Here is a 20,555-nt window from a genome sequence, read left to right as displayed (position 1 = left end):
TTTTTTTTTTATTTATCCGCCCACCACCTATAAAAACACTTTATCGCTCGTCGGCTGCGTATTTTTTTTAAACCACACAGCTGCGGGGCAACCCCCGCGAAGGGGCCGCCCCAGACAACAAAAGCCTTACTGGATAATGAGGTTGTTGAACAACAGATCCTCAACCACCGGCTTGCCGGTTTCGTCGCTCATCACTTGCTGGGTCTGCTTCAAGGCTTCCTGACGCAGCTTTTCCTTGGCCTCGACGTTATTCATGGTTTCGGTGGTCTGCTGGGCAAACAACGCCACCAGCTGATTGCGGATCAGAGGCTCATTGGCCTTCACCGCCTTGGTCGCCTCGTCACCGGTCACCCGTAGCGCCACATCGGCCTTGTAGACCTTGAGCTTCGGCGTACCGTCCAGCCCATAGTTGCCCACAAACGGCGGGCTCAGGGTGATGTAGTTGACCTTCGGGGCTTCACCTTCTTTGGCTTCTTCGGCCATCGCTGCCACAGGCAGAGACAGGGCCAGCATCAACATGATCCACGCTTTCACAATTCGCTCCTTATCCGGTTTGCGGCCTAGCATAACGACCCGCCGCTCAAGCACAAGCTTATGGCTGACTATCAGGGTCGGGCATGCTCGTTGACCCGTTAACTCACACACCTACACTTATCGGCCATCACTCCCAAAGGAATAGCCCTGATGAAAGCCGTGCTGTGCAAAGCCTTCGGCCCTGCCGAATCGCTGGTGCTGGAAGACGTCGCCAGTCCTGTTGCGAAGAAGAACGAAATCCTGCTGGACGTGCACGCGGCCGGGGTGAATTTCCCGGACACGCTGATCATCGAGGGCAAATACCAGTTCAAACCGCCCTTCCCGTTTTCACCGGGTGGCGAAGCGGCTGGCGTGGTCAGCGCTGTGGGGGAAAAGGTCAGCCACCTCAAGGTCGGTGACCGGGTCATGGCCCTGACTGGCTGGGGCAGTTTCGCCGAGCAGGTCGCGGTGCCGGGCTACAACGTGCTGCCGATCCCGCCATCGATGGACTTCAATACTGCCGCCGCTTTCAGCATGACCTACGGCACTTCGATGCACGCCCTCAAGCAACGGGGCAACCTGCAACCCGGCGAAACCTTGCTGGTGCTCGGCGCGTCCGGCGGCGTCGGCCTCGCCGCCGTGGAAATCGGCAAAGCCATGGGCGCCCGGGTGATCGCCGCCGCCAGCAGCGCGGAAAAACTCGCGGTGGCCAAAGCTGCCGGCGCCGATGAGCTGATCAACTACAGCGAAACCAGCCTCAAGGACGAAATCAAACGCCTGACCGACGGCCAGGGCGCCGACGTGATCTACGACCCGGTGGGTGGCGACCTGTTCGACCAGGCCATCCGCGCCATCGCCTGGAACGGTCGTCTTCTGGTGGTCGGTTTCGCCAGTGGACGCATCCCCGAGCTGCCAGTGAACCTGGCACTGCTCAAAGGTGCCGCAGTGGTCGGCGTGTTCTGGGGCTCGTTTGCCCAGCGCCAGCCACAGGACAATGCGGCGAACTTCCAGCAACTGTTCGGCTGGTTTGCCGAAGGCAAATTGAAGCCGCTGGTGTCGCAGGTGTATCCACTGAGCAATGCGGCGCAGGCGATCAATGATCTTGGCCAGCGCAAAGCGGTCGGGAAGGTGGTCGTGCAGGTTCGCTGATCGTTTTCCAGCCAGGTCGCAGCCTGCGACCTGGCTCCGTCATCCCCGTACCGACTCTCATTTACACCTGAGCGACATGTTCATAAAGGAACATGCAATCTCCAACATTTCCGCTGTTTTGCCGATGCGAACCGGTGCTATTTTCGGTAACGAAACTGTAACATTCGCATCCGCAGTCAAAACAAGAAATCTGGAGCTCTTGAATGTTTGCTTTCTTTCGTCCTGCCGCACATCAGGCTCCATTGCCTGAAGAAAAAATAGACAGCACCTACCGACGCCTTCGCTGGCAGATCTTCGCCGGGATTTTCATTGGCTATGCCGGTTACTACCTGCTGCGCAAGAACTTCACCCTGGCGTTCCCGGACCTGATCGCCCAAGGCTATACAAAAGGCCAACTGGGTGTGGCGATGTCGGCGATTGCAATCGCCTACGGCCTGTCCAAGTTTCTGATGGGCATCGTGTCCGACCGCTCCAACCCGCGTTACTTCCTGCCCTTTGGCCTGGTAGTGTCCGCCGCGGTGATGTTCGTTTTCGGTTTCGCACCTTGGGCCACGTCCAGCGTGACCATGATGTTCATCCTGCTGTTCATCAACGGCTGGGCACAAGGCATGGGGTGGCCGCCGAGCGGGCGAACCATGGTGCATTGGTGGTCGCAGAAAGAGCGTGGCGGTGTGGTTTCGGTCTGGAACACCGCGCATAACGTTGGCGGTGGCTTGATCGGCCCGCTGGCGATTCTCGGCATGGGCTGGTTCAACGACTGGCACAGCAAGTTCTACGTACCGGCTGCCGTGGCGCTGTTGGTCGCCGTGTTTGCCTTCATTGTGATGCGCGATACACCGCAGTCGACGGGCCTGCCGCCGATCGAAAAGTACAAGAACGATTACCCGGAAGGCTACGACGCCAGTCACGAAGAGGAATTCAGCGCCAAGGACATCTTCGTCAAATACGTGCTGCGCAACAAAATGCTCTGGTTCATCGCACTGGCTAACGTTTTCGTCTACCTGCTGCGCTACGGCATTCTGGACTGGGCGCCGACCTACCTCAAAGAGGTCAAGCACTTCGACTTCGACAAGACGTCGTGGGCTTACTTCCTGTACGAGTGGGCGGGCATTCCCGGCACCCTGCTGTGCGGCTGGATGTCGGACAAGATCTTCCGTGGCAACCGTGGCCTGACCGGCATGGTGTTCATGGCGTTGGTGACCGTTGCGACGATCGTGTATTGGCTGAATCCACCGGGCAATCCGATGATCGACATGATCTCGCTGTTCGCCATCGGCTTCCTGATCTACGGCCCGGTGATGCTGGTCGGCCTGCAGGCGCTGGAACTGGTGCCGAAGAAGGCCGCGGGTACGGCCGCAGGCTTTACCGGCCTGTTCGGTTACTTGGGTGGTTCCGTCGCAGCCAGTGCCATGATGGGCTACACCGTGGACTATTTCGGCTGGAATGGCGGCTTCATTCTGTTGGTCGTTGCCTGCCTGCTGGCTATGGTGTTCCTGGCACCCACCCTGGGCCACAAAAACGCCGCCAGTCAGGGCCGCGAAGCGCTCGCCTGATCTGCCTTTGATTTACAGCGCTTGAGCCGCGCCTCCAGATTCCGGTCTGGCATGGCGTGGCTACGCAGGGCATGGGCGGTCTGCTCGACATACTCGCGAGTGGTGCCATAGCGCCCGCAAGCGTTCTCGAATACCTGGCTCAGCACGTGATCCGGCAAGTTGCCGGCATAGCTGGGCAGGTGCCGCTCCAATACAAATCCCAATGCCTGAACCTGGTTTCCGTTTTCAAGACGGCAGTTGAGCCAGTGTGGACGATAGGAAGGGAATGGCATCTCGCGCTGCCAGAGTGCATAAAGTGAAGCTTCGAGTTGTTCTTCGGGCAAGCGATAGGCGAACCCGCTGCACGAACCACCGCGATCCAGGCCAAATACCAGCCCCGGCACTTCCGGCGTGCCGCGATGCTCGTGGGACCACAGGTACAAACCGCGATGATAGCCATGCACCCGGCCGCGCACTCGCTCAACCGCCACACATTCAGGCCGCCAGATCAGCGAACCATACGCGAACAACCAGACCGGCCCACCCTTGTGGCGCGCCATGGTCGACTGCATCGAGCTGAGCAATTGTTCGTGTGTAAGCTGCGGCCCCAGATCGAGCCGCGGAGGGTAAGCCAGATTCAAAAAAGCAGATTCGATGGCGCTCATGGCAATAAAATTTCGGCCCAGCAATTATTACAAAATATAAACAACTTTCACTTCATAGAACATATAGCAGTAATACTAAAACGAAAAGTACTAAGCGTCCTATGACCTTGCGCCCCCCATAAAAAATCCAATACTGAAGCTGGAGGGCTTGGCGTTATACCCTAATATCATTTAACAGAATTCTTAAATACCAGAACGAAATATACATAAGCATTCGGCGCGTCTAGGATAAAGCTCACCTAGGAGAAAATGCCTACAAACCCTTCGGATTTACCGCCTACACATTGCAGCTTTACGTCGCGTATAACGGCCACCCAAAGACGCAAACCAAACTGCCTCAAAGGCCTGAACAATGAAAACACCATGGATTTACGGGTTACTTCTAATGCTCACGGCGCAGCACTCGCTGGCCGAGGACACCTCTGCGAAAGACACCGGCTCCTGGTACTTGCAGACCAGCGTCTATACCAGACACTTCTCCCCCGACTCCGACCACAATAACAATCAGGACCTCATCGGTCTTGAGCGCGAGCAAGCGTCCGGTTGGTTGTTTGGTGGAGCAACTTTTCGCAACTCGTTCAGCCAGCGTTCATATTATGCGTATGCGGGCAAACGCTACGAGAGTGCTGACTATCCCGTGTACATAAAACTCACCGGTGGTCTGTTGCAAGGTTACAGCGGCAAGTCTCAGGACAAGATCCCTCTGAATCACTTCGGGGTCGCGCCGGTGATCATTCCTTCAGTCGGGGCACACTACGGACCATTGGCAGCCGAGCTGGTATTGCTCGGCTTCAATGCCGCCATGGTGACAACCGGGGTGCGCTTCTAGAACGGTTCACGCACCTACGATCGCGGGGCGTAAGCAAATACATCGGCACGCATTTGATGGGCATCCATCCCCGCTTCGACCAAAGCATCGAGCGTGCCATAGACCATGGCTGGAGAGCCGCTGGCATAGACGTGCAGTGCTTTCAGATCAGGGAAATCTTCACACACCGCCTCATGCAACATGCCGCAGCGCCCCTGCCAGCCGCATTGATCGCTGACGACTTTATGCAGGAACAGATTGGGCAGCTTCAGCCATTCATCCCAATGTTCGATCTCATAAAAGTCTTCGGGACGACGTACGCCCCAATACAGGTGCACCGGATGCTTGAAGCCCGTGGCGCGGCAATGTTCGATGAGGCTGTGGATCTGACCCATGCCGGTACCGGCAGCAATCAGTACGAGAGGACCGTTCGGCAGTTCCGCCAGATGGGTGTCGCCGAACGGCATCTCGATCCGCACCATCGGGTTGCGCTGGAGCTGTTCGATCAGGCTCAGCGCGCTGCTTTCGCGCGCCAGCACATGAATTTCCAGGTCGCGGCCGGAATGCGGTGCAGAGGCCAGGGAAAAAGCGGATTTCTCGCCACTCTCACGCTCGATCATCAGGTACTGGCCGGCGTGATAGCGCGGTGGCTTGCCCGCTGGCGCACGCAGACGCACGCGCCAGGTATCGCCGCCGACGTCCCTGCATTCAATGACCTGACACGACACGCTGCGCACCGGCAGTTCTCCCAGCGCGAGCACGCCATCCCACAGCACGATGCAGTCTTCCAGCGGCTCTGCTATGCAAGTGTAGAACTCGCCATGATCGCGCACACCGCCGGCTTGTTCGACTCGTCCTTCCACCAGCAACGCAGCGCACACATGGCAATTGCCGTTGCGGCAGCTTTGCGGGCATTCATAGCCCAGGCGCCGCGCGCCATCGAGAATCCGCTCGCCGGGCAGAATCTCAAGCACTGCTCCGGAGGGCTGCAAGGTTACACGCATCAATCTATTCCTAACTGATTCCAGATGGCATCGATCCGTTGGGTAACGGCTTCATCCTTGACGATGACCCGGCCCCACTCACGGGTGGTTTCGCCTGGCCATTTATGCGTGGCATCGAGCCCCATCTTCGAACCCAGGCCGGAGACCGGCGAGGCGAAGTCCAGGTAGTCGATCGGCGTGTTATCGATCATCACCGTGTCGCGCTTGGGGTCCATGCGCGTGGTAATGGCCCAGATCACGTCGTTCCAGTCCCGTGCGTTGATATCGTCGTCGGTGACGATAACGAACTTGGTGTACATGAACTGTCGCAAAAACGACCAGACACCGAGCATTACCCGCTTGGCGTGGCCGGGATACGACTTCTTCATGGTCACGATGGCCATGCGGTACGAGCAGCCTTCGGGCGGCAAGTAGAAGTCAGTGATCTCCGGGAATTGCTTCTGCAGGATCGGCACGAACACTTCGTTCAGCGCCACACCGAGAATCGCCGGCTCATCCGGCGGACGGCCGGTGTAGGTGCTGTGGTAGATCGGCTTGATCCGATGGGTGATGCGCTCGACGGTGAACACCGGGAAGCTGTCGACTTCGTTGTAGTAGCCGGTGTGGTCGCCGTACGGACCTTCATCGGCCATTTCGCCCGGATGGATCACGCCTTCGAGGATGATTTCGGCCGTGGCCGGTACTTGCAGGTCGTTGCCGCGGCATTTCACCAGTTCAGTGCGATTGCCCCGCAGCAGACCGGCGAAAGCGTATTCGGAGAGGCTGTCCGGCACCGGCGTCACGGCGCCAAGAATGGTGGCCGGGTCAGCGCCCAGTGCCACGGATACCGGGAACGGCTGGCCAGGGTGTTTTTCGCACCACTCGCGGTAATCCAGCGCGCCGCCACGGTGGCTCAACCAGCGCATGATCACCTTGTTGCGACCGATCACCTGTTGACGGTAGATGCCGAGGTTCTGGCGATCCTTGTTCGGACCTTTGGTGACAGTCAGGCCCCAAGTGATCAGCGGGCCGACATCGCCTGGCCAGCAGGTTTGCACCGGCAGCATCGCGAGGTCGACATCGTCGCCTTCGATGACCACTTCCTGGCACACTGCGTCTTTGACAACCTTCGGCGCCATCGAGATGATCTTGCGAAAGATCGGCAGCTTGGACCAGGCGTCCTTCAAACCTTTCGGCGGCTCGGGCTCCTTGAGGAACGCCAGCAACTTGCCGATTTCGCGCAACTCGCTGACCGATTCGGCCCCCATGCCCATGGCCACCCGCTCGGGGGTGCCGAACAGGTTGCCGAGCACCGGAATGTCATAGCCGACAGGTTTTTCGAACAGCAGCGCCGGGCCCTTGGCCCGTAGCGTGCGATCGCAGACTTCGGTCATCTCCAGCACTGGAGAGACGGGGATCTGGATGCGTTTCAACTCTCCGCGCTGCTCAAGCTGCTGCACGAAATCCCGAAGATCCTTGAATTTCATTTGACGATGGCACCCCTAAAATAGGCGTACATCCTACCTGCTCTGCCGCCCAAACAGCAGCCTGTCAGTGCGCAGCAGCAATCAATTGTGATTTGCACCCAGCAGCACCGGGGCAAACAACGGGCTCAAGCGGGCACTGCCGGCGTCCGAAAGATGATCCTCGTCCTTGTACTGCGAATGACCATTGACCTCGATACTGCAAATCTGGCCCACACACATCAATGGCGTGGGATCGATGACATGCACACCTGGGTCGGCGGCACTCATCGAGTCGAACAAGGTATTGAGAAAACGCTGGCGCGCCAGATGCTCTTCGAGCGGTCGGCCCAGTCCCTCGGCCGATCGCCCGATGCGGGCCAGGCTCGTCAGTCGGTCAATGGAGCCCTTGCGTTGCAGCGGTACTTCCTTGAACAACCAGACTTGCGCGCCCGCGCCTCTTATCGCCGCCACCCGTGCCTTGAGCGCCATGGCCATGCGTTCCTCGGCCTGAGCCATATTGTCATACTGATTAAGCAGGACCTTTTTATCGCCGTCTTCGCGACCGTAAATGTACAGGTTCCAATTGGATGCCAGCACCACATCCTTGATCTGCAGACTGCGAACCCGCTCCATTGTCTGCTCGTTGAAATCCTTGCAACGCTGGCGCAGGTCATTGCTCAGAACCGGCGGACAGGCACTCATGCTGTAAAGCCATACCGGGCGACCCTCGCGCTTTGCGCTACTTTCGATCGCCGGTAACAGCGCGGCCGCGTGACTGTCGCCCCAGAACATTTGTGTCGCCGGAATCTCTTCGTTACCACCCACCAGACACGCCTTGTCCAGTTCTTTGTCCGAAGTCACCAACATGCATTTCATCTGCCCGGCCCGCCACTCTCGAGACTGCGCATATTCCAGCGCTTTGCCGGTAAGGCGCCCAGGAAAACCATCCGCCGATCGCACCATCGAACCTGTGACAGCCAGCGCGACCATGGCCAGCAAGCCCCCCAGTAACACAGGCTTGCGTCCGGCAAGCAGGCGCCGCTCACGGAATGGAAGTTCGACGAAACGCCAGCTCAACCATGCAAGACCGAGCGCCAATAGCATCCAGCCCGTAGCCTCCAAGGGCTGAATGCCGTCGATCGAAGTGGCATTGGCGTAGACATAGACCGGCCAGTGCCACAAATACAAGGAATAGGAGAGCAAGCCGATCCATACCAGCGCGCGAGCACTTAAAACCTGACCGCTCCATGTAGAACCGTGCCCGCCAGACCAGATCAACGCGGTTGCACCGAGCACAGGCAGCAGTGCCGCCCAGCCTGGGAACACCGTCGCCTTGTCAAAAGTGAAAACTGCCACCAGGACCGCCGTTAACCCGGCCACTCCCACAGACTGATAGAGCCAGGGCCGCACAGCCTGTTTTGAGGCGGGCAAGACCGCGAGCATGGCACCGCACAAAAGCTCCCAGGCGCGTGTCGGCAGCGAGAAGAAAGCGACGTCGGGCTTGCGGTCGATATAGGCAATATTGAGCCCAAAAGACACCAGCAGCATGGCAAACAGCATCCAGCGCCAATGGCGTACATGGCGCATCAACAACACCATCAACAGCGGAAAGAAGATGTAGTACTGCTCTTCAACGGCCAGGGACCAGGTATGCAGCAGCGGCTTCAATTCCGACGCAGGCTGGAAGTAGCCGTCTTCGCGCATGAACAGAATGTTTGAAATGAACAGCGACTGATAACGAACCGTTCTTCCCAACTCGGAGAAGTCCCTGGCCGTCAGCAGCAACCAGCCCAGAGCCAGCGTCGCCAGCAGCACCACACTCAGGGCCGGAATGATCCGTCGTGCACGGCGAGCCCAGAAATCGACGAAGCTGAAACGCTGCGCGCCGATCTCACGGAACAGGATGCTGGTAATCAGGAATCCGGAAATGACAAAGAAGACATCGACACCGACAAAGCCACCGCTGAAAGTGCTGAAGCCAAAATGAAACAGCACGACCGGAATAACGGCCAGAGCCCGCAATCCGTCGATATCACGGCGATTGCCAAATGTGTGCATAACGTTCCTTGTCGTTCCCGATACAAAGCTGATTGAAAAGGGACACACCGGTAGCGCGACTGCGGAGATTCGACGGAGATCAACTTCTGGAAAGATCTGTCAAAACACTTGACTCAATCGCCAGCCAGATTGAATACAGGGGCAATTGATCTGCTGTTAGCGGGCGGCGGCACCCATTGAATGGGCTCCAGTTTACAGCACGACAAGTATCAATCCAGATACAAAATACCGAGCGCAAAAAAAAGAGCGCCCTTTTGGGGGCGCCCTTCTTTGAAGCATTTGTCCCGTCCTGGACAGGCTTAACCAACTCCAGGACCAGACAGTACTTCGTGTTACTTGCGTTTCATCGACAGGAAGAACTCGTCGTTGGTCTTGGTCTGTTTCAGCTTGTCGACCAGGAACTCGATGGCAGAGACTTCATCCATCGGGTGCAGCAGTTTGCGCAGGATCCACATACGCTGCAGTTCGTCGTCGGCTGTCAGCAACTCTTCGCGGCGAGTACCGGAGCGGTTGATGTTGATGGCCGGGAACACACGTTTTTCGGCGATCTTGCGATCCAGAGGCAGTTCCATGTTGCCGGTGCCTTTGAATTCTTCGTAGATCACTTCGTCCATCTTCGAACCGGTCTCAACCAGCGCGGTAGCGATGATGGTCAGCGAGCCGCCTTCTTCGATGTTCCGTGCAGCACCGAAGAAACGTTTCGGTTTCTCCAGGGCGTGGGCATCGACACCACCGGTCAGCACCTTGCCGGAGCTCGGGATCACGGTGTTGTAGGCACGCGCCAGACGGGTGATGGAGTCGAGCAGAATCACCACGTCCTTCTTGTGCTCGACCAGGCGCTTGGCCTTCTCGATCACCATTTCGGCAACCTGCACGTGGCGGGTTGGCGGCTCGTCGAACGTCGAGGCAACCACTTCGCCGCGCACGGTGCGCTGCATTTCGGTCACTTCTTCCGGACGCTCGTCGATCAACAGCACGATCAGGTGAACTTCAGGATTGTTACGCGCGATGTTTGCCGCGATGTTCTGCAGCATGATCGTTTTACCGGCTTTCGGCGGAGCAACGATCAGGCCGCGCTGGCCTTTGCCGATCGGGGCGCACAGGTCGATGACACGACCGGTCAAGTCTTCGGTGGAACCGTTACCGGCTTCCATCTTCATGCGCACAGTCGGGAACAGCGGGGTCAGGTTCTCGAAGAGAATCTTGTTTTTCGCGTTCTCGGGACGATCGTAGTTGATCGTGTCGACCTTGAGCAGCGCGAAATACCGCTCGCCTTCCTTCGGAGGACGGATCTTGCCAACGATGGTGTCACCGGTGCGCAAGTTGAAGCGACGGATCTGGCTCGGCGAGACGTAGATATCGTCCGGGCCGGCGAGATAGGAAGCGTCAGCGGAGCGCAGGAAGCCGAAGCCGTCCTGGAGAATCTCCAGCACGCCATCACCGGAGATTTCCTCGCCGCTTTTAGCGTGCTTTTTGAGCAGGGAGAAAATCACGTCCTGCTTGCGCGAACGGGCCATATTTTCTATGCCCATCTGTTCGGCCAATTCGAGCAGTTCGGTAATCGGCTTTTGCTTGAGTTCAGTCAGATTCATATAGGAATGACGTAATCATTTATGGAGGGGGGAAATTAAGCTTTTGGCTTAATGAGGCCGCGCCGCAGAGAAGGCGACAGGATCGCGTACTTATTCGAAAAGGAGTGCGTCGGCGACGGCTAGCAGGGGGCAGTGGAGAAACCAGTGCGGGGCCGAATGTACCACCTGAGTTTCGGAGCGTCTAGCCCTCAATAACGAAAAGGCCCCGCATAATGCGGGGCCTTTTCATGACGCTTTATAACAACGCTTAGATGTTGGCGTCGAGGAAAGCGGCCAATTGCGACTTCGACAGCGCGCCGACCTTGGTGGCTTCGACGTTGCCGTTCTTGAACAGCATCAGCGTCGGGATACCACGCACGCCATGCTTGGCCGGGGTTTCCTGGTTCTCGTCGATGTTCAGTTTGGCAACGGTCAGCTTGCCTTTGTAGGTCTCGGCAATTTCGTCCAGGACAGGAGCGATCATTTTGCAAGGGCCGCACCACTCAGCCCAGTAGTCGACCAGTACAGCGCCTTCGGCCTTGAGTACGTCGGCCTCGAAGCTAGCGTCGCTAACGTGTTTGATAAGATCGCTGCTCATGGAAGTCTCCAGGTTGTAAGCAAAAAAACGTGGCCCATCATAGCTGCCCTTCCCCCGTTCAGGAAGCCGCAGATGATTGAGTCTCGCTATGGTGGCCCATGAATTTGGGTATAGCTCAAGTCACGAGGTGGCGGGAGCGACGAAGGCAATCCCGGTGCGCAGGGCGGCGTTGCGCACGTGCTCCTGCATGGCCTTCTGTGCGGCGCCGGACGATCGGCGCGCCAGTGCACGGAGAATTTTACGGTGTTCCTGCCAGGTTTCCATGGCCCGTTCGGCCCGGATGAACGGTAGCTTCTGGCTCTCCAGAAAGATGTCGGCGCTGGCTGTCAGGATGCTCAGCATCGCCTGATTGCCGCTGGCCAGGAGGATGCGCCGGTGAAACTCGAAGTCCAGTCGCGCCGCCGCATCGAAGTTGGCGGCACGCAGTTCGTTGCGCATGGCGGCGACGTTGTCTTCCAGGGCATCGAGATCCTCGGTGCTCAGGGTCACGGCCGCCAAACCCGAGGCAAAACCCTCCAGCGCATAGCGCAACTGGAAGATGTCCAGCGGCGATGCCTGGGCCGCGAATGGCCAGCCCGGCACCGCATCGCCCCGGGGCAGATCGACCGGTGACTGCACGAACACGCCCTTGCCCGGCTGGATGCTGATCACGCCCAGCGCACTCAGGGACGACAACGCCTCGCGCAACGATGCCCGGCTGACCCCCAATTGCACCGCCAGGTCCCGTTGCGAGGGCAAGGCATCCCCCGGCCCGAAACCTTGCTCGGTGATCAGTTTGCGGATGGCTTGCAGCGCCACTTCAGGTACTGCGCGGGAGATCGAGTTCATGGTTTCTTCAGACGAACCAGGCCAATGAGCGGCTAGTTGTAAAGCTATTCGCGACGTCCGGCAAGTCGTGCCCCATGGGGGTTCGGGAATTTTCACGGGTGCGCCATCAGGGTGCGAAACACCACCCAACTGTTCAGACCAGTAAGACCGAGCGACACCAGCAAAACCGTGGCCTGCACCCCCTGAAAACGAATCTTGGCATGGCCCGTGCTCTGTCGATCCGCAGAAATCACTTCCCGCCGATCCGGAGATTTGCCATGACCATGCGTTACAGCGCCCTCCTCGCCGCCCTGTTTGCCAGCCTGATGCTGAGCCAGGCACCCGCCCACGCCGACAGTCTGGAGGATGTGGTCAAACGCGGCACCCTCAAAGTCGCCGTGCCCCAGGACTTCCCGCCGTTCGGTTCGGTCGGCCCGGACATGAAACCTCGCGGCCTCGACATCGATACCGCCAAGCTGCTGGCCGACCAACTCAAGGTCAAACTCGAACTGACCCCGGTCAACAGCACCAACCGCATTCCGTTCCTGACCACCGGCAAGGTCGACCTGGTGATTTCCAGCCTCGGCAAGAACCCGGAGCGCGAGAAAGTCATCGATTTCTCCCGTGCCTACGCGCCGTTCTACCTCGCCGTATTCGGTCCGCCAGACGCCGCCATCAAGGGTCTGGACGATCTCAAGGGCAAAACCATCAGCGTCACCCGTGGCGCCATCGAAGACATTGAGCTGACCAAAGTCGCCCCCGAAGGCGTGACTATCAAACGCTTCGAAGACAACAACTCGACCATCGCCGCCTACCTTGCCGGGCAAGTCGACCTGATCGCCAGCGGCAACGTGGTGATGGTGGCCATCAGCGAGAAAAGCCCGAAACGCGTACCGGCCCTGAAAGTGAAGCTCAAGGACTCGCCGGTGTACGTCGGTGTGAACAAGAACGAGCCGGCGTTGCTGGACAAGGTCAATCAGATCCTCACCACCGCCAAGGCTGACGGTGCGCTGGAGAAGAACTCGCAAACCTGGCTGAAAGAACCGCTGCCGGCCGATCTCTGATCGTTCGCTCGGGAGACGACTTATGGCTTATCAGTTCGATTTCTTGCCGGTGGTGGAAAACACCGACCTGCTGCTGCGCGGTGCGTTGTTCACCCTTGAGCTGACGGCCGTTGGCGCAGTGTTCGGGGTCGCTCTGGGCATCATCGGCGCACTGGTGCGGGCGTGGAACATCCGCCCGTTCGCCGGCATTTTCGGGGTCTACGTCGAGTTGATCCGCAACACACCCTTTCTGGTGCAGTTGTTTTTCATCTTCTTCGGTTTGCCGTCGCTGGGCCTGCAGATCTCCGAATGGCAAGCGGCGGTGCTGGCGATGGTGATCAACCTGGGCGCCTATTCGACCGAGATCATCCGCGCCGGCATTCAAGCGATCCCCCGCGGACAACTGGAAGCCGCAGCCGCCCTCGCGATGTCGCGTTTCGAAGCCTTCCGCCACGTGGTTCTGCTGCCGGCACTGGGCAAAGTCTGGCCGGCCCTGAGCAGCCAGATCATCATCGTCATGCTCGGCTCGGCGGTCTGTTCGCAGATCGCCACCGAAGAGCTGAGTTTCGCCGCCAACTTCATTCAGTCGCGCAACTTTCGCGCCTTTGAAACCTATGCCCTGACCACGCTGCTCTACCTGTGCATGGCGCTGCTGATCCGCCAATTGCTGAACTGGATCGGCCGCCGCTACCTGTCCAAAAGCAGTGCAAGGAGCAGCCAATGAGCGATTTCACCTTCTGGGACATCCTGCGCAACCTGCTCACAGGCCTGCAATGGACGCTGGCGTTGTCGCTGGTGGCGTTTATCGGCGGTGGGCTGATCGGTTTGCTGATCATGGTGATGCGGATTTCAAAGAAATCCCTGCCCAGCCACTTCGCCCGCACCTACATCGAATTGTTCCAGGGCACGCCGCTGTTGATGCAGCTGTTTCTGGTGTTCTTCGGTGTGGCCTTGGCCGGTGTGGAAATTTCGCCGTGGATGGCGGCGGCGATTGCCCTGACACTGTTCACCAGCGCCTACCTGGCAGAGATCTGGCGCGGTTGCGTCGACTCGATCCCCAACGGCCAGTGGGAAGCCTCGTCGAGCCTGGCGCTCAACCCGCTGGAGCAATTGCGTTACGTGATCCTGCCGCAAGCACTGCGCATCGCCGTGGCGCCGACCGTGGGCTTCTCGGTGCAAGTGGTCAAGGGCACCGCCGTCACCTCGATCATCGGCTTCACCGAACTGACCAAGACCGGCGGCATGCTCGCCAACGCGACCTTCGAACCCTTCATGGTCTACGGCCTCGTCGCCCTCGGTTACTTCCTGCTCTGCTACCCCTTGTCCCTCAGTGCGCGCTACCTGGAAAGGAGACTGCATGCCTCTGCTTAGAATTTCCGCCCTGCATAAATATTACGGCGACCACCACGTACTCAAAGGCATCGATCTGAGTATCGAGGAAGGCCAGGTGGTGGCGATCATCGGTCGCAGCGGCTCGGGCAAGTCCACCTTGCTGCGCACCCTCAATGGTCTGGAATCAATCAACGACGGCGTGATCGAAGTCGACGGCGAATACCTCGACGCCGCCCGCGCCGACCTGCGCAGCCTGCGGCAGAAAGTCGGGATGGTGTTCCAGCAGTTCAACCTGTTCCCGCACCTGACCGTCGGCGAAAACGTCATGCTTGCGCCACAAGTGGTGCAGAAAGTGCCGAAAGCCAAAGCCGCCGAACGGGCGCGACAGATGCTGGAACGGGTCGGGCTGGGCGAGAAATTCGACGCCTTCCCGGATCGACTCTCTGGCGGCCAGCAACAGCGGGTGGCGATCGCCCGGGCGCTGGCCATGTCGCCGAAAGTCTTGCTGTGCGACGAAATCACCTCGGCCCTGGACCCGGAACTGGTCAATGAAGTGTTGAGCGTGGTCCGGCAACTGGCCAGGGAAGGCATGACCTTGATCATGGTCACCCATGAAATGCGTTTTGCCCGGGAGGTGGGCGACAAATTGGTGTTCATGCACCAGGGCAAGGTGCATGAAGTGGGAGATCCGAAGGTGTTGTTTGCCAATCCGCAGACGGCGGAGCTGGCGAACTTCATTGGGACCGTGGAGGCGGCGGGCTGAACCTCTGTGGCGAGGGAGCTTGCTCCCGCTCGGCTGCGCAGCAGTCGTAAAACCTGCCGACCGGCTTTTCCTGAAGCACTGCGTTGAATGGTTTTGGGGCCGCTGCGCTGCCCAGCGGGAGCAAGCTCCCTCGCCACAGGAACCCACGTCGTCCGTGCGCTGGATCAAGGCATTAAACCGTACGCGTTGGCGCGAGCGTTTGATCGTGGCAGGATGTGGAGGTTAACGACCGAGACCCCCTGACCATGCCGCTATCCCAAGTCAAGAATCTGTCCCTGATCGCCGCAATCGACCTAGGCTCCAACAGCTTTCACATGGTCGTGGCCAAGGCCCAGAACGGCGAAATCCGGATTCTCGAGCGTCTCGGGGAGAAGGTTCAGCTGGCCGCCGGCATCGACGAAGAGCGTCAACTCAGCGAAGAATCCATGCAACGCGGGCTCGATTGCCTGAAGCGTTTCGCCCAACTGATCAGCGGTATGCCGCCCGGCACCGTGCGGATCGTCGGCACCAACGCCCTGCGCGAAACCCGTAACCGCGCTGAATTCATCCACCGCGCCGAAGAAATCCTCGGCCATCCGGTAGAAGTCATCTCCGGCCGTGAAGAAGCGCGCCTGATTTACCTCGGCGTCTCCCACACCCTCGCCGATACCCCGGGCAAACGTCTGGTGGCCGACATCGGCGGCGGCAGTACCGAATTCATCATCGGGCAGAGATTCGAGCCATTGCTGCGCGAAAGCCTGCAAATGGGTTGCGTCAGCTACACCCAACGCTATTTCAAGGACGGCAAGATCACCCCGGCCCGCTACGCCCAGGCGTACACCGCGGCGCGGCTGGAGATCATGAGCATCGAACACGCCCTGCACCGCCTGACCTGGGATGAAGCCATCGGCTCCTCGGGCACCATTCGCGCCATTGGCCTGGCGCTGAAGGCCGGCGGGCATGGCACTGGCGAGGTGAACGCCGAAGGCTTGGCCTGGCTCAAGCGCAAGCTGATCAAACTCGGTGATGTCGAGAAAATCGACTTCGAAGGCATCAAGCCCGACCGCCGGGCGATCTTTCCCGCCGGGCTGGCGATTCTCGAAGCGATCTTCGACGCCCTCGAACTGCAACGCATGGACCACTGTGAAGGCGCCCTTCGCGAAGGCGTGCTCTATGACCTGCTGGGCCGTCATCATCACGAAGATGTCCGTGAGCGCACGCTCAGCTCGCTCATGGAGCGTTACCACGTCGATCTGGAGCAAGCTGCGCGGGTCGAACGCAAGGCGCTGCATGCCTTCGATCAAGTGGCCGCGGACTGGGAGCTGGATGACGGCGTCTGGCGCGAACTGCTGAGCTGGGCAGCCAAGGTCCATGAAGTGGGCCTGGACATCGCCCACTATCAGTATCACAAACACGGCTCGTACCTGATCGAGCACTCGGACCTGGCCGGGTTCTCCCGCGAAGACCAACTGATGCTCGCGCTACTGGTGCGTGGCCACCGTCGCAATATTCCCAAGGACAGGTTTGCCGATTTTGGCGACGACGGCATCAAGCTGATTCGCCTGTGCGTGCTGCTGCGCTTTGCGATTCTGTTCCACCACATCCGTGGCACCCAGGAAATGCCGCAGGTCGTGCTGCACGCCAACGGCGACAGCCTGGATGTGTTATTCCCGGAACATTGGCTGGATGACAACCAGTTGACCCAGGCCGACTTCGCTCTGGAAGCGGAATGGCTGACCCGCGTCAGCTTCGTGCTGAACGTTCGCTAAGCCTGTGGTGAGGGAGCTTGCTCCCGTTGGGCCTCGCAGCGGCCCCAAAAGAAGGACTGCTACGCAGTCCAGCGGGAGCAAGCTCCCTCGCCACAGTCATTCATCGCTCATCGCTCGGGCGAGGTAAAAAAAAATGGCGATCCACATGGATCGCCATTTTTTATCGCCCAAGGTTTGCGTTAACGCACCGCCAGAATCGGGCTACCCAATCGCTCCAGCAAGGTTGCCTGGGCACTGCGCGGGTTCTGGTTGCCGGTCGGGGTGTTGCGTATGTAGCGACCGTCCGACTGCAGACTCCAGCTGTGGGTGTTGTCGGTGAGATAAAGCTCCAGCTCTTTCTTGACCCGCAAAATCAGCTTCTTGCCCTCGACCGGGAAGCAAGTCTCGACGCGCTTGTCGAGGTTGCGCTCCATCCAGTCGGCACTGGACAGGAACATCTGCTCTTCACCGCCATTGAGGAAGTAGAAGACCCGGGTGTGCTCCAGGAAACGACCGATGATCGAACGTACGTGGATGTTGTGCGATACCCCGGCGATGCCCGGTCGCAGGCAGCACATGCCGCGCACCACCAGATCGATGCGTACCCCGGACTGGCTGGCCTTGTACAACGCGCGGATGACCTTTGGATCGGTCAGCGAGTTGAACTTGGCAATGATGTGCGCCGGTTTGCCGTCGAGGGCGAATTGCGTCTCCCGGGCAATCATGTCGAGCATGCCCTTCTTCAACGTGAACGGCGCGTGCAGCAGTTTTTTCATGCGCAGGGTTTTACCCATGCCGATCAACTGGCTGAACAGTTTGCCGACGTCTTCGCACAAGGCATCGTCGGAGGTCAGCAGGCTGTAGTCGGTGTACAGACGAGCGTTGGCCGCGTGGTAGTTGCCGGTACCCAAGTGAGCGTAGCGAACAATCTCACCGGCTTCGCGACGCAGAATCAGCATCATCTTGGCGTGGGTCTTGAAGCCGACCACGCCGTAAATCACCACGGCGCCGGCCGCCTGCAGACGGCTGGCCAGCTGCAGGTTGGATTCTTCATCGAACCGCGCGCGCAATTCGATCACCGCCGTCACTTCCTTGCCGTTCCGCGCCGCATCCACCAGCGCATCGACGATCTCCGAGTTGGCGCCGCTGCGATACAACGTCTGGCGAACCGCCAACACGTGTGGATCCTTGGCCGCCTGACGCAGCAAGTCGACCACCGGGGTGAAGGATTCGAACGGGTGCAGCAGCAGGATGTCCTGCTTGCTGATCACGCTGAAAATGTTCTCGCTGTTCTGCAGCAGTTTCGGGATCTGCGGGGTGAACGGCGTGTATTGCAACTCCGGATGACTGTCCAGGCCGGTGATGCTGAACAGCCGCGTCAGGTTGACCGGACCGTTGACCTGATACAGCTCGGTCTCCTGCAGGTTGAACTGCTTGAGCAGGTAATCGGACAGGTGTTTCGGGCAGGTGTCGGCCACTTCCAGCCGCACCGCATCACCGTAGCGACGGGAGAACAACTCGCCGCGCAGGGCGCGGGCCAGGTCTTCCACGTCTTCGGTATCGACCGCGAGGTCGGCATTTCGGGTCAGACGGAACTGGTAGCAACCCTTGACCTTCATGCCCTGGAACAGGTCATCGGCGTGCGCGTGGATCATCGATGACAAGAACACGTAGTTGTCGCCAGGGCCGCCGACTTCTTCCGGCACCTTGATAACCCGCGGCAGCAGACGCGGCGCCGGGATGATCGCCAGGCCGGAATCGCGACCGAAGGCGTCGATGCCTTCGAGCTCGACGATGAAGTTCAGGCTCTTGTTCACCAGCAACGGGAACGGGTGCGTCGGGTCGAGACCGATCGGGGTGATGATCGGCGCGATCTCGTCGCGGAAATAACGGCGGACCCAAGTCTTGAGCTTGGTAGTCCAGTAACGACGACGGATGAAGCGGACCTGATGTTTTTCCAGTTCCGGCAACAGAATGTCGTTGAGAATCGCGTATTGGCGGTCGACGTGACCGTGCACCAATTCGCTGATGCGGGCCAGGGCCTGATGCGGCTGCAGGCCATCGGCGCCGGCCTGTTCACGGGCGAAGGTGATCTGCTTCTTCAGGCCGGCCACACGAATCTCGAAGAACTCGTCCAGGTTGCTGGAGAAGATCAGCAGAAACTTCAGCCGCTCCAGCAATGGGTAGGACTCATCCAGCGCCTGTTCCAGCACGCGGATGTTGAACTGCAGTTGCGAGAGCTCGCGATGGATGTACAGGCTGCTGTCATCCAGACCGGGAATGGCAATCGCTGGCGCCGCCACAACGGGCTCGGCCACCACCGCGGGTGGAGCGGGCTCCAGCTCCGGCGGAGTTTCAGCGATTTGCTCCACCACAGGTTGAGCGTCTTTTACGGCAACTTCAGTGAGTCCTTCGGTATTCATCGAATGTTCCTGGGAGGGCTATTTTTGCTCTCGTAACAATTGAGCAGCACGGACGGCAAAGTAAGTCAGGATGCCATCTGCGCCTGCACGTTTAAAAGCGGTCAGGGATTCGAGGATAACCCCTTCGCTCAACCAGCCATTCTGGATCGCCGCCATGTGCATGGCGTATTCGCCGCTGACCTGATACACAAAGGTCGGCACTTTGAACGCTTCCTTGACCCGATAAAGAATATCCAGATACGGCATGCCTGGCTTGACCATGACCATGTCTGCGCCTTCTGACAAGTCGGCCGCCACTTCGTGCAGGGCTTCGTTGCTGTTGGCCGGGTCCATCTGATAGGAGGCCTTGTTGGCCTTGCCCAGGTTCAACGCCGAACCCACCGCATCGCGGAACGGGCCGTAGTAGGCACTGGCGTACTTGGCCGAGTAGGCCATGATCCGCACATTGACGTGCCCAGCCAGCTCCAGCGCTTCGCGGATCGCCTGAATGCGCCCGTCCATCATGTCTGACGGGGCCACCACTTGAGCACCGGCTTCGGCGTGGGACAAAGCCTGTTTAACCAGTGCGTCGACGGTAATGTCGTTCTGCACGTAGCCTTCTTCGTCGAGGATGCCGTCCTGACCGTGGGTGGTGAACGGGTCCAGGGCAACGTCGGTGATCACACCCAGCTCCGGGAACTGCGCACGCAGAGCGCGGGTAGCGCGCTGGGCGATGCCGTTGGGGTTCCAGGCTTCGGCGGCATCCAGTGACTTGAGTTCCGGTGGCGTCACCGGGAACAGTGCCAGCGCAGGAATTCCCAGCTCGACCCATTTGGCAGCCTCTTCCAGCAACAGATCGATGGTCAGGCGTTCGACGCCCGGCATCGACGCCACTGCTTCGCGACGGTTTTCACCGTCCAGCACGAACACCGGCAGGATCAGGTCATCGACGGTCAGTACGTTTTCACGGACCAGACGACGCGAAAAATCATCACGACGGTTGCGACGCAGGCGGGTTGCAGGAAACAAACGGTTGGCGGGGGTAAAGCTCACGGCAGACTCCTGAGCCCGCGCTGGCGGGCGAGCGTGACAGTTATAAGCGGCCATTATGACCAACGTATGACAGTTGTGTGCACCC

Annotated in this window: 18 protein-coding genes; 8 read left to right on the top strand and 10 right to left on the bottom strand. The window is 59.2% G+C overall.

Annotated elements, in window-relative coordinates; genetic code table 11:
- Nucleotides 1-126: 126 nt before the first annotated feature.
- Entirely contained in the window at nt 127-534 is a 408-nt protein-coding gene (locus ACCC96_RS10315) for a flagellar basal body-associated protein FliL (protein WP_028939125.1), read from the bottom strand.
- A 150-nt stretch (nt 535-684) separates the two neighbouring features.
- Here ACCC96_RS10315 and ACCC96_RS10310 point away from each other — a divergent pair, with 150 nt between their 5' ends.
- Both ACCC96_RS10310 and glpT read left to right on the top strand, forming a co-directional pair.
- Nucleotides 685-1,662, top strand: coding sequence for an NADPH:quinone oxidoreductase family protein (locus tag ACCC96_RS10310; protein ID WP_007899393.1), 978 nt, complete (start codon nt 685-687; stop codon nt 1,660-1,662).
- A gap of 203 nt (nt 1,663-1,865) precedes the next feature.
- Nucleotides 1,866-3,215 carry a glycerol-3-phosphate transporter gene (glpT, locus tag ACCC96_RS10305; RefSeq protein ID WP_413695734.1) on the top strand — a complete coding sequence of 450 codons (1,350 nt, stop codon included), beginning with the start codon at nt 1,866-1,868 and terminating at the stop codon, nt 3,213-3,215.
- Here the strand turns inward: glpT and ACCC96_RS10300 are convergent.
- Nucleotides 3,191-3,859 (bottom strand): gamma-glutamylcyclotransferase, encoded by a 669-nt coding sequence (locus tag ACCC96_RS10300; RefSeq protein ID WP_019580530.1) that lies wholly within the window; start codon nt 3,857-3,859, stop codon nt 3,191-3,193. The two genes, glpT and ACCC96_RS10300, sit on opposite strands and share 25 nt — an antisense overlap.
- A gap of 385 nt (nt 3,860-4,244) precedes the next feature.
- On the opposite strand from ACCC96_RS10300, the gene ACCC96_RS10295 reads away from it, so the two are divergent.
- Nucleotides 4,245-4,688, top strand: coding sequence for a sn-glycerol-3-phosphate transporter (locus ACCC96_RS10295; protein ID WP_413695736.1), 444 nt, complete (start codon nt 4,245-4,247; stop codon nt 4,686-4,688).
- Nucleotides 4,689-4,702: 14 nt separating this feature from the next.
- Here the strand turns inward: ACCC96_RS10295 and ACCC96_RS10290 are convergent, their stop codons facing one another.
- The 6 genes from ACCC96_RS10290 to ACCC96_RS10265 all read right to left on the bottom strand — a co-directional run bounded on the left by ACCC96_RS10290 (nt 4,703) and on the right by ACCC96_RS10265 (nt 12,171).
- Nucleotides 4,703-5,671: a CDP-6-deoxy-delta-3,4-glucoseen reductase gene (locus tag ACCC96_RS10290; protein ID WP_019650147.1), complete on the bottom strand. Its 969-nt coding sequence runs from the start codon at nt 5,669-5,671 to the stop codon at nt 4,703-4,705.
- Nucleotides 5,671-7,137, bottom strand: coding sequence for a 4-hydroxy-3-polyprenylbenzoate decarboxylase (gene ubiD / locus ACCC96_RS10285; protein WP_018927571.1), 1,467 nt, complete (start codon nt 7,135-7,137; stop codon nt 5,671-5,673). The genes ACCC96_RS10290 and ubiD overlap by 1 nt, the downstream gene beginning before the upstream one ends.
- 81 nt (nt 7,138-7,218) lie before the next feature.
- Entirely contained in the window at nt 7,219-9,174 is a 1,956-nt protein-coding gene (locus tag ACCC96_RS10280) for an acyltransferase family protein (RefSeq protein ID WP_413695733.1), read from the bottom strand.
- A 332-nt stretch (nt 9,175-9,506) separates the two neighbouring features.
- Complete coding sequence (rho, locus tag ACCC96_RS10275; protein WP_007899384.1) at nt 9,507-10,766, bottom strand: transcription termination factor Rho; 1,260 nt, start codon at nt 10,764-10,766, stop codon at nt 9,507-9,509.
- A 247-nt stretch (nt 10,767-11,013) separates the two neighbouring features.
- Nucleotides 11,014-11,343: a thioredoxin TrxA gene (gene trxA / locus ACCC96_RS10270; RefSeq protein ID WP_003206727.1), complete on the bottom strand. Its 330-nt coding sequence runs from the start codon at nt 11,341-11,343 to the stop codon at nt 11,014-11,016.
- Between the two features lie 120 nt (nt 11,344-11,463).
- Nucleotides 11,464-12,171, bottom strand: coding sequence for a FadR/GntR family transcriptional regulator (locus tag ACCC96_RS10265; RefSeq protein ID WP_007940344.1), 708 nt, complete (start codon nt 12,169-12,171; stop codon nt 11,464-11,466).
- A gap of 257 nt (nt 12,172-12,428) precedes the next feature.
- On the opposite strand from ACCC96_RS10265, the gene ACCC96_RS10260 reads away from it, so the two are divergent.
- From ACCC96_RS10260 to ppx, 5 genes are all read left to right on the top strand, one after another.
- Nucleotides 12,429-13,214, top strand: coding sequence for a transporter substrate-binding domain-containing protein (locus ACCC96_RS10260; protein ID WP_413695732.1), 786 nt, complete (start codon nt 12,429-12,431; stop codon nt 13,212-13,214).
- Nucleotides 13,215-13,236: 22 nt separating this feature from the next.
- Entirely contained in the window at nt 13,237-13,917 is a 681-nt protein-coding gene (locus ACCC96_RS10255; protein WP_019580523.1) for an amino acid ABC transporter permease, read from the top strand.
- A complete protein-coding gene (locus tag ACCC96_RS10250; protein ID WP_007899375.1) occupies nt 13,914-14,564 on the top strand; it encodes an amino acid ABC transporter permease in 651 nt (216 codons plus the stop codon). The genes ACCC96_RS10255 and ACCC96_RS10250 overlap by 4 nt, the downstream gene beginning before the upstream one ends.
- Nucleotides 14,551-15,288, top strand: coding sequence for an amino acid ABC transporter ATP-binding protein (locus tag ACCC96_RS10245; RefSeq protein WP_413695731.1), 738 nt, complete (start codon nt 14,551-14,553; stop codon nt 15,286-15,288). The genes ACCC96_RS10250 and ACCC96_RS10245 overlap by 14 nt, the downstream gene beginning before the upstream one ends.
- Nucleotides 15,289-15,533: 245 nt before the next feature.
- On the top strand, nt 15,534-17,036 hold the full coding sequence (gene ppx / locus ACCC96_RS10240) for an exopolyphosphatase (RefSeq protein ID WP_413695730.1): 1,503 nt from the start codon (nt 15,534-15,536) through the stop codon (nt 17,034-17,036).
- A 179-nt stretch (nt 17,037-17,215) separates the two neighbouring features.
- Here ppx and ppk1 read toward each other — a convergent pair whose 3' ends face one another.
- Nucleotides 17,216-19,438: a polyphosphate kinase 1 gene (gene ppk1 / locus ACCC96_RS10235; RefSeq protein ID WP_007940338.1), complete on the bottom strand. Its 2,223-nt coding sequence runs from the start codon at nt 19,436-19,438 to the stop codon at nt 17,216-17,218.
- A gap of 18 nt (nt 19,439-19,456) precedes the next feature.
- Nucleotides 19,457-20,470 (bottom strand): porphobilinogen synthase, encoded by a 1,014-nt coding sequence (gene hemB / locus ACCC96_RS10230; protein WP_019580521.1) that lies wholly within the window; start codon nt 20,468-20,470, stop codon nt 19,457-19,459.
- Between the last annotated feature and the right edge of the window lie 85 nt (nt 20,471-20,555).

This window comes from Pseudomonas sp. Pseusp11 (assembly GCF_047304405.1).
Taxonomy (GTDB): domain Bacteria; phylum Pseudomonadota; class Gammaproteobacteria; order Pseudomonadales; family Pseudomonadaceae; genus Aquipseudomonas.
The sequence above is the reverse complement of the archived record's forward strand: the minus strand, read 5'-3'. Positions and strand labels throughout refer to the sequence as shown.

Bases quoted from the DNA above. Each gene is read 5' to 3' on its own strand.
- ACCC96_RS10310 (WP_007899393.1), top strand. From the start codon at position 685: ATGAAAGCCGTGCTGTGCAAAGCCTTCGGCCCTGCCGAATCGCTGGTG.
- trxA (WP_003206727.1), bottom strand. From the start codon at position 11,343: ATGAGCAGCGATCTTATCAAACACGTTAGCGACGCTAGCTTCGAGGCC.
- ACCC96_RS10295 (WP_413695736.1), top strand. From the start codon at position 4,245: ATGCTCACGGCGCAGCACTCGCTGGCCGAGGACACCTCTGCGAAAGAC.
- ACCC96_RS10250 (WP_007899375.1), top strand. From the start codon at position 13,914: ATGAGCGATTTCACCTTCTGGGACATCCTGCGCAACCTGCTCACAGGC.
- ACCC96_RS10245 (WP_413695731.1), top strand. From the start codon at position 14,551: ATGCCTCTGCTTAGAATTTCCGCCCTGCATAAATATTACGGCGACCAC.
- ACCC96_RS10255 (WP_019580523.1), top strand. From the start codon at position 13,237: ATGGCTTATCAGTTCGATTTCTTGCCGGTGGTGGAAAACACCGACCTG.
- ACCC96_RS10300 (WP_019580530.1), bottom strand. From the start codon at position 3,859: ATGAGCGCCATCGAATCTGCTTTTTTGAATCTGGCTTACCCTCCGCGG.
- ACCC96_RS10280 (WP_413695733.1), bottom strand. From the start codon at position 9,174: ATGCACACATTTGGCAATCGCCGTGATATCGACGGATTGCGGGCTCTG.
- ubiD (WP_018927571.1), bottom strand. From the start codon at position 7,137: ATGAAATTCAAGGATCTTCGGGATTTCGTGCAGCAGCTTGAGCAGCGC.
- rho (WP_007899384.1), bottom strand. From the start codon at position 10,766: ATGAATCTGACTGAACTCAAGCAAAAGCCGATTACCGAACTGCTCGAA.
- ACCC96_RS10265 (WP_007940344.1), bottom strand. From the start codon at position 12,171: ATGAACTCGATCTCCCGCGCAGTACCTGAAGTGGCGCTGCAAGCCATC.
- ACCC96_RS10290 (WP_019650147.1), bottom strand. From the start codon at position 5,671: ATGCGTGTAACCTTGCAGCCCTCCGGAGCAGTGCTTGAGATTCTGCCC.
- ACCC96_RS10260 (WP_413695732.1), top strand. From the start codon at position 12,429: ATGACCATGCGTTACAGCGCCCTCCTCGCCGCCCTGTTTGCCAGCCTG.
- ppk1 (WP_007940338.1), bottom strand. From the start codon at position 19,438: ATGAATACCGAAGGACTCACTGAAGTTGCCGTAAAAGACGCTCAACCT.
- ppx (WP_413695730.1), top strand. From the start codon at position 15,534: ATGCCGCTATCCCAAGTCAAGAATCTGTCCCTGATCGCCGCAATCGAC.
- glpT (WP_413695734.1), top strand. From the start codon at position 1,866: ATGTTTGCTTTCTTTCGTCCTGCCGCACATCAGGCTCCATTGCCTGAA.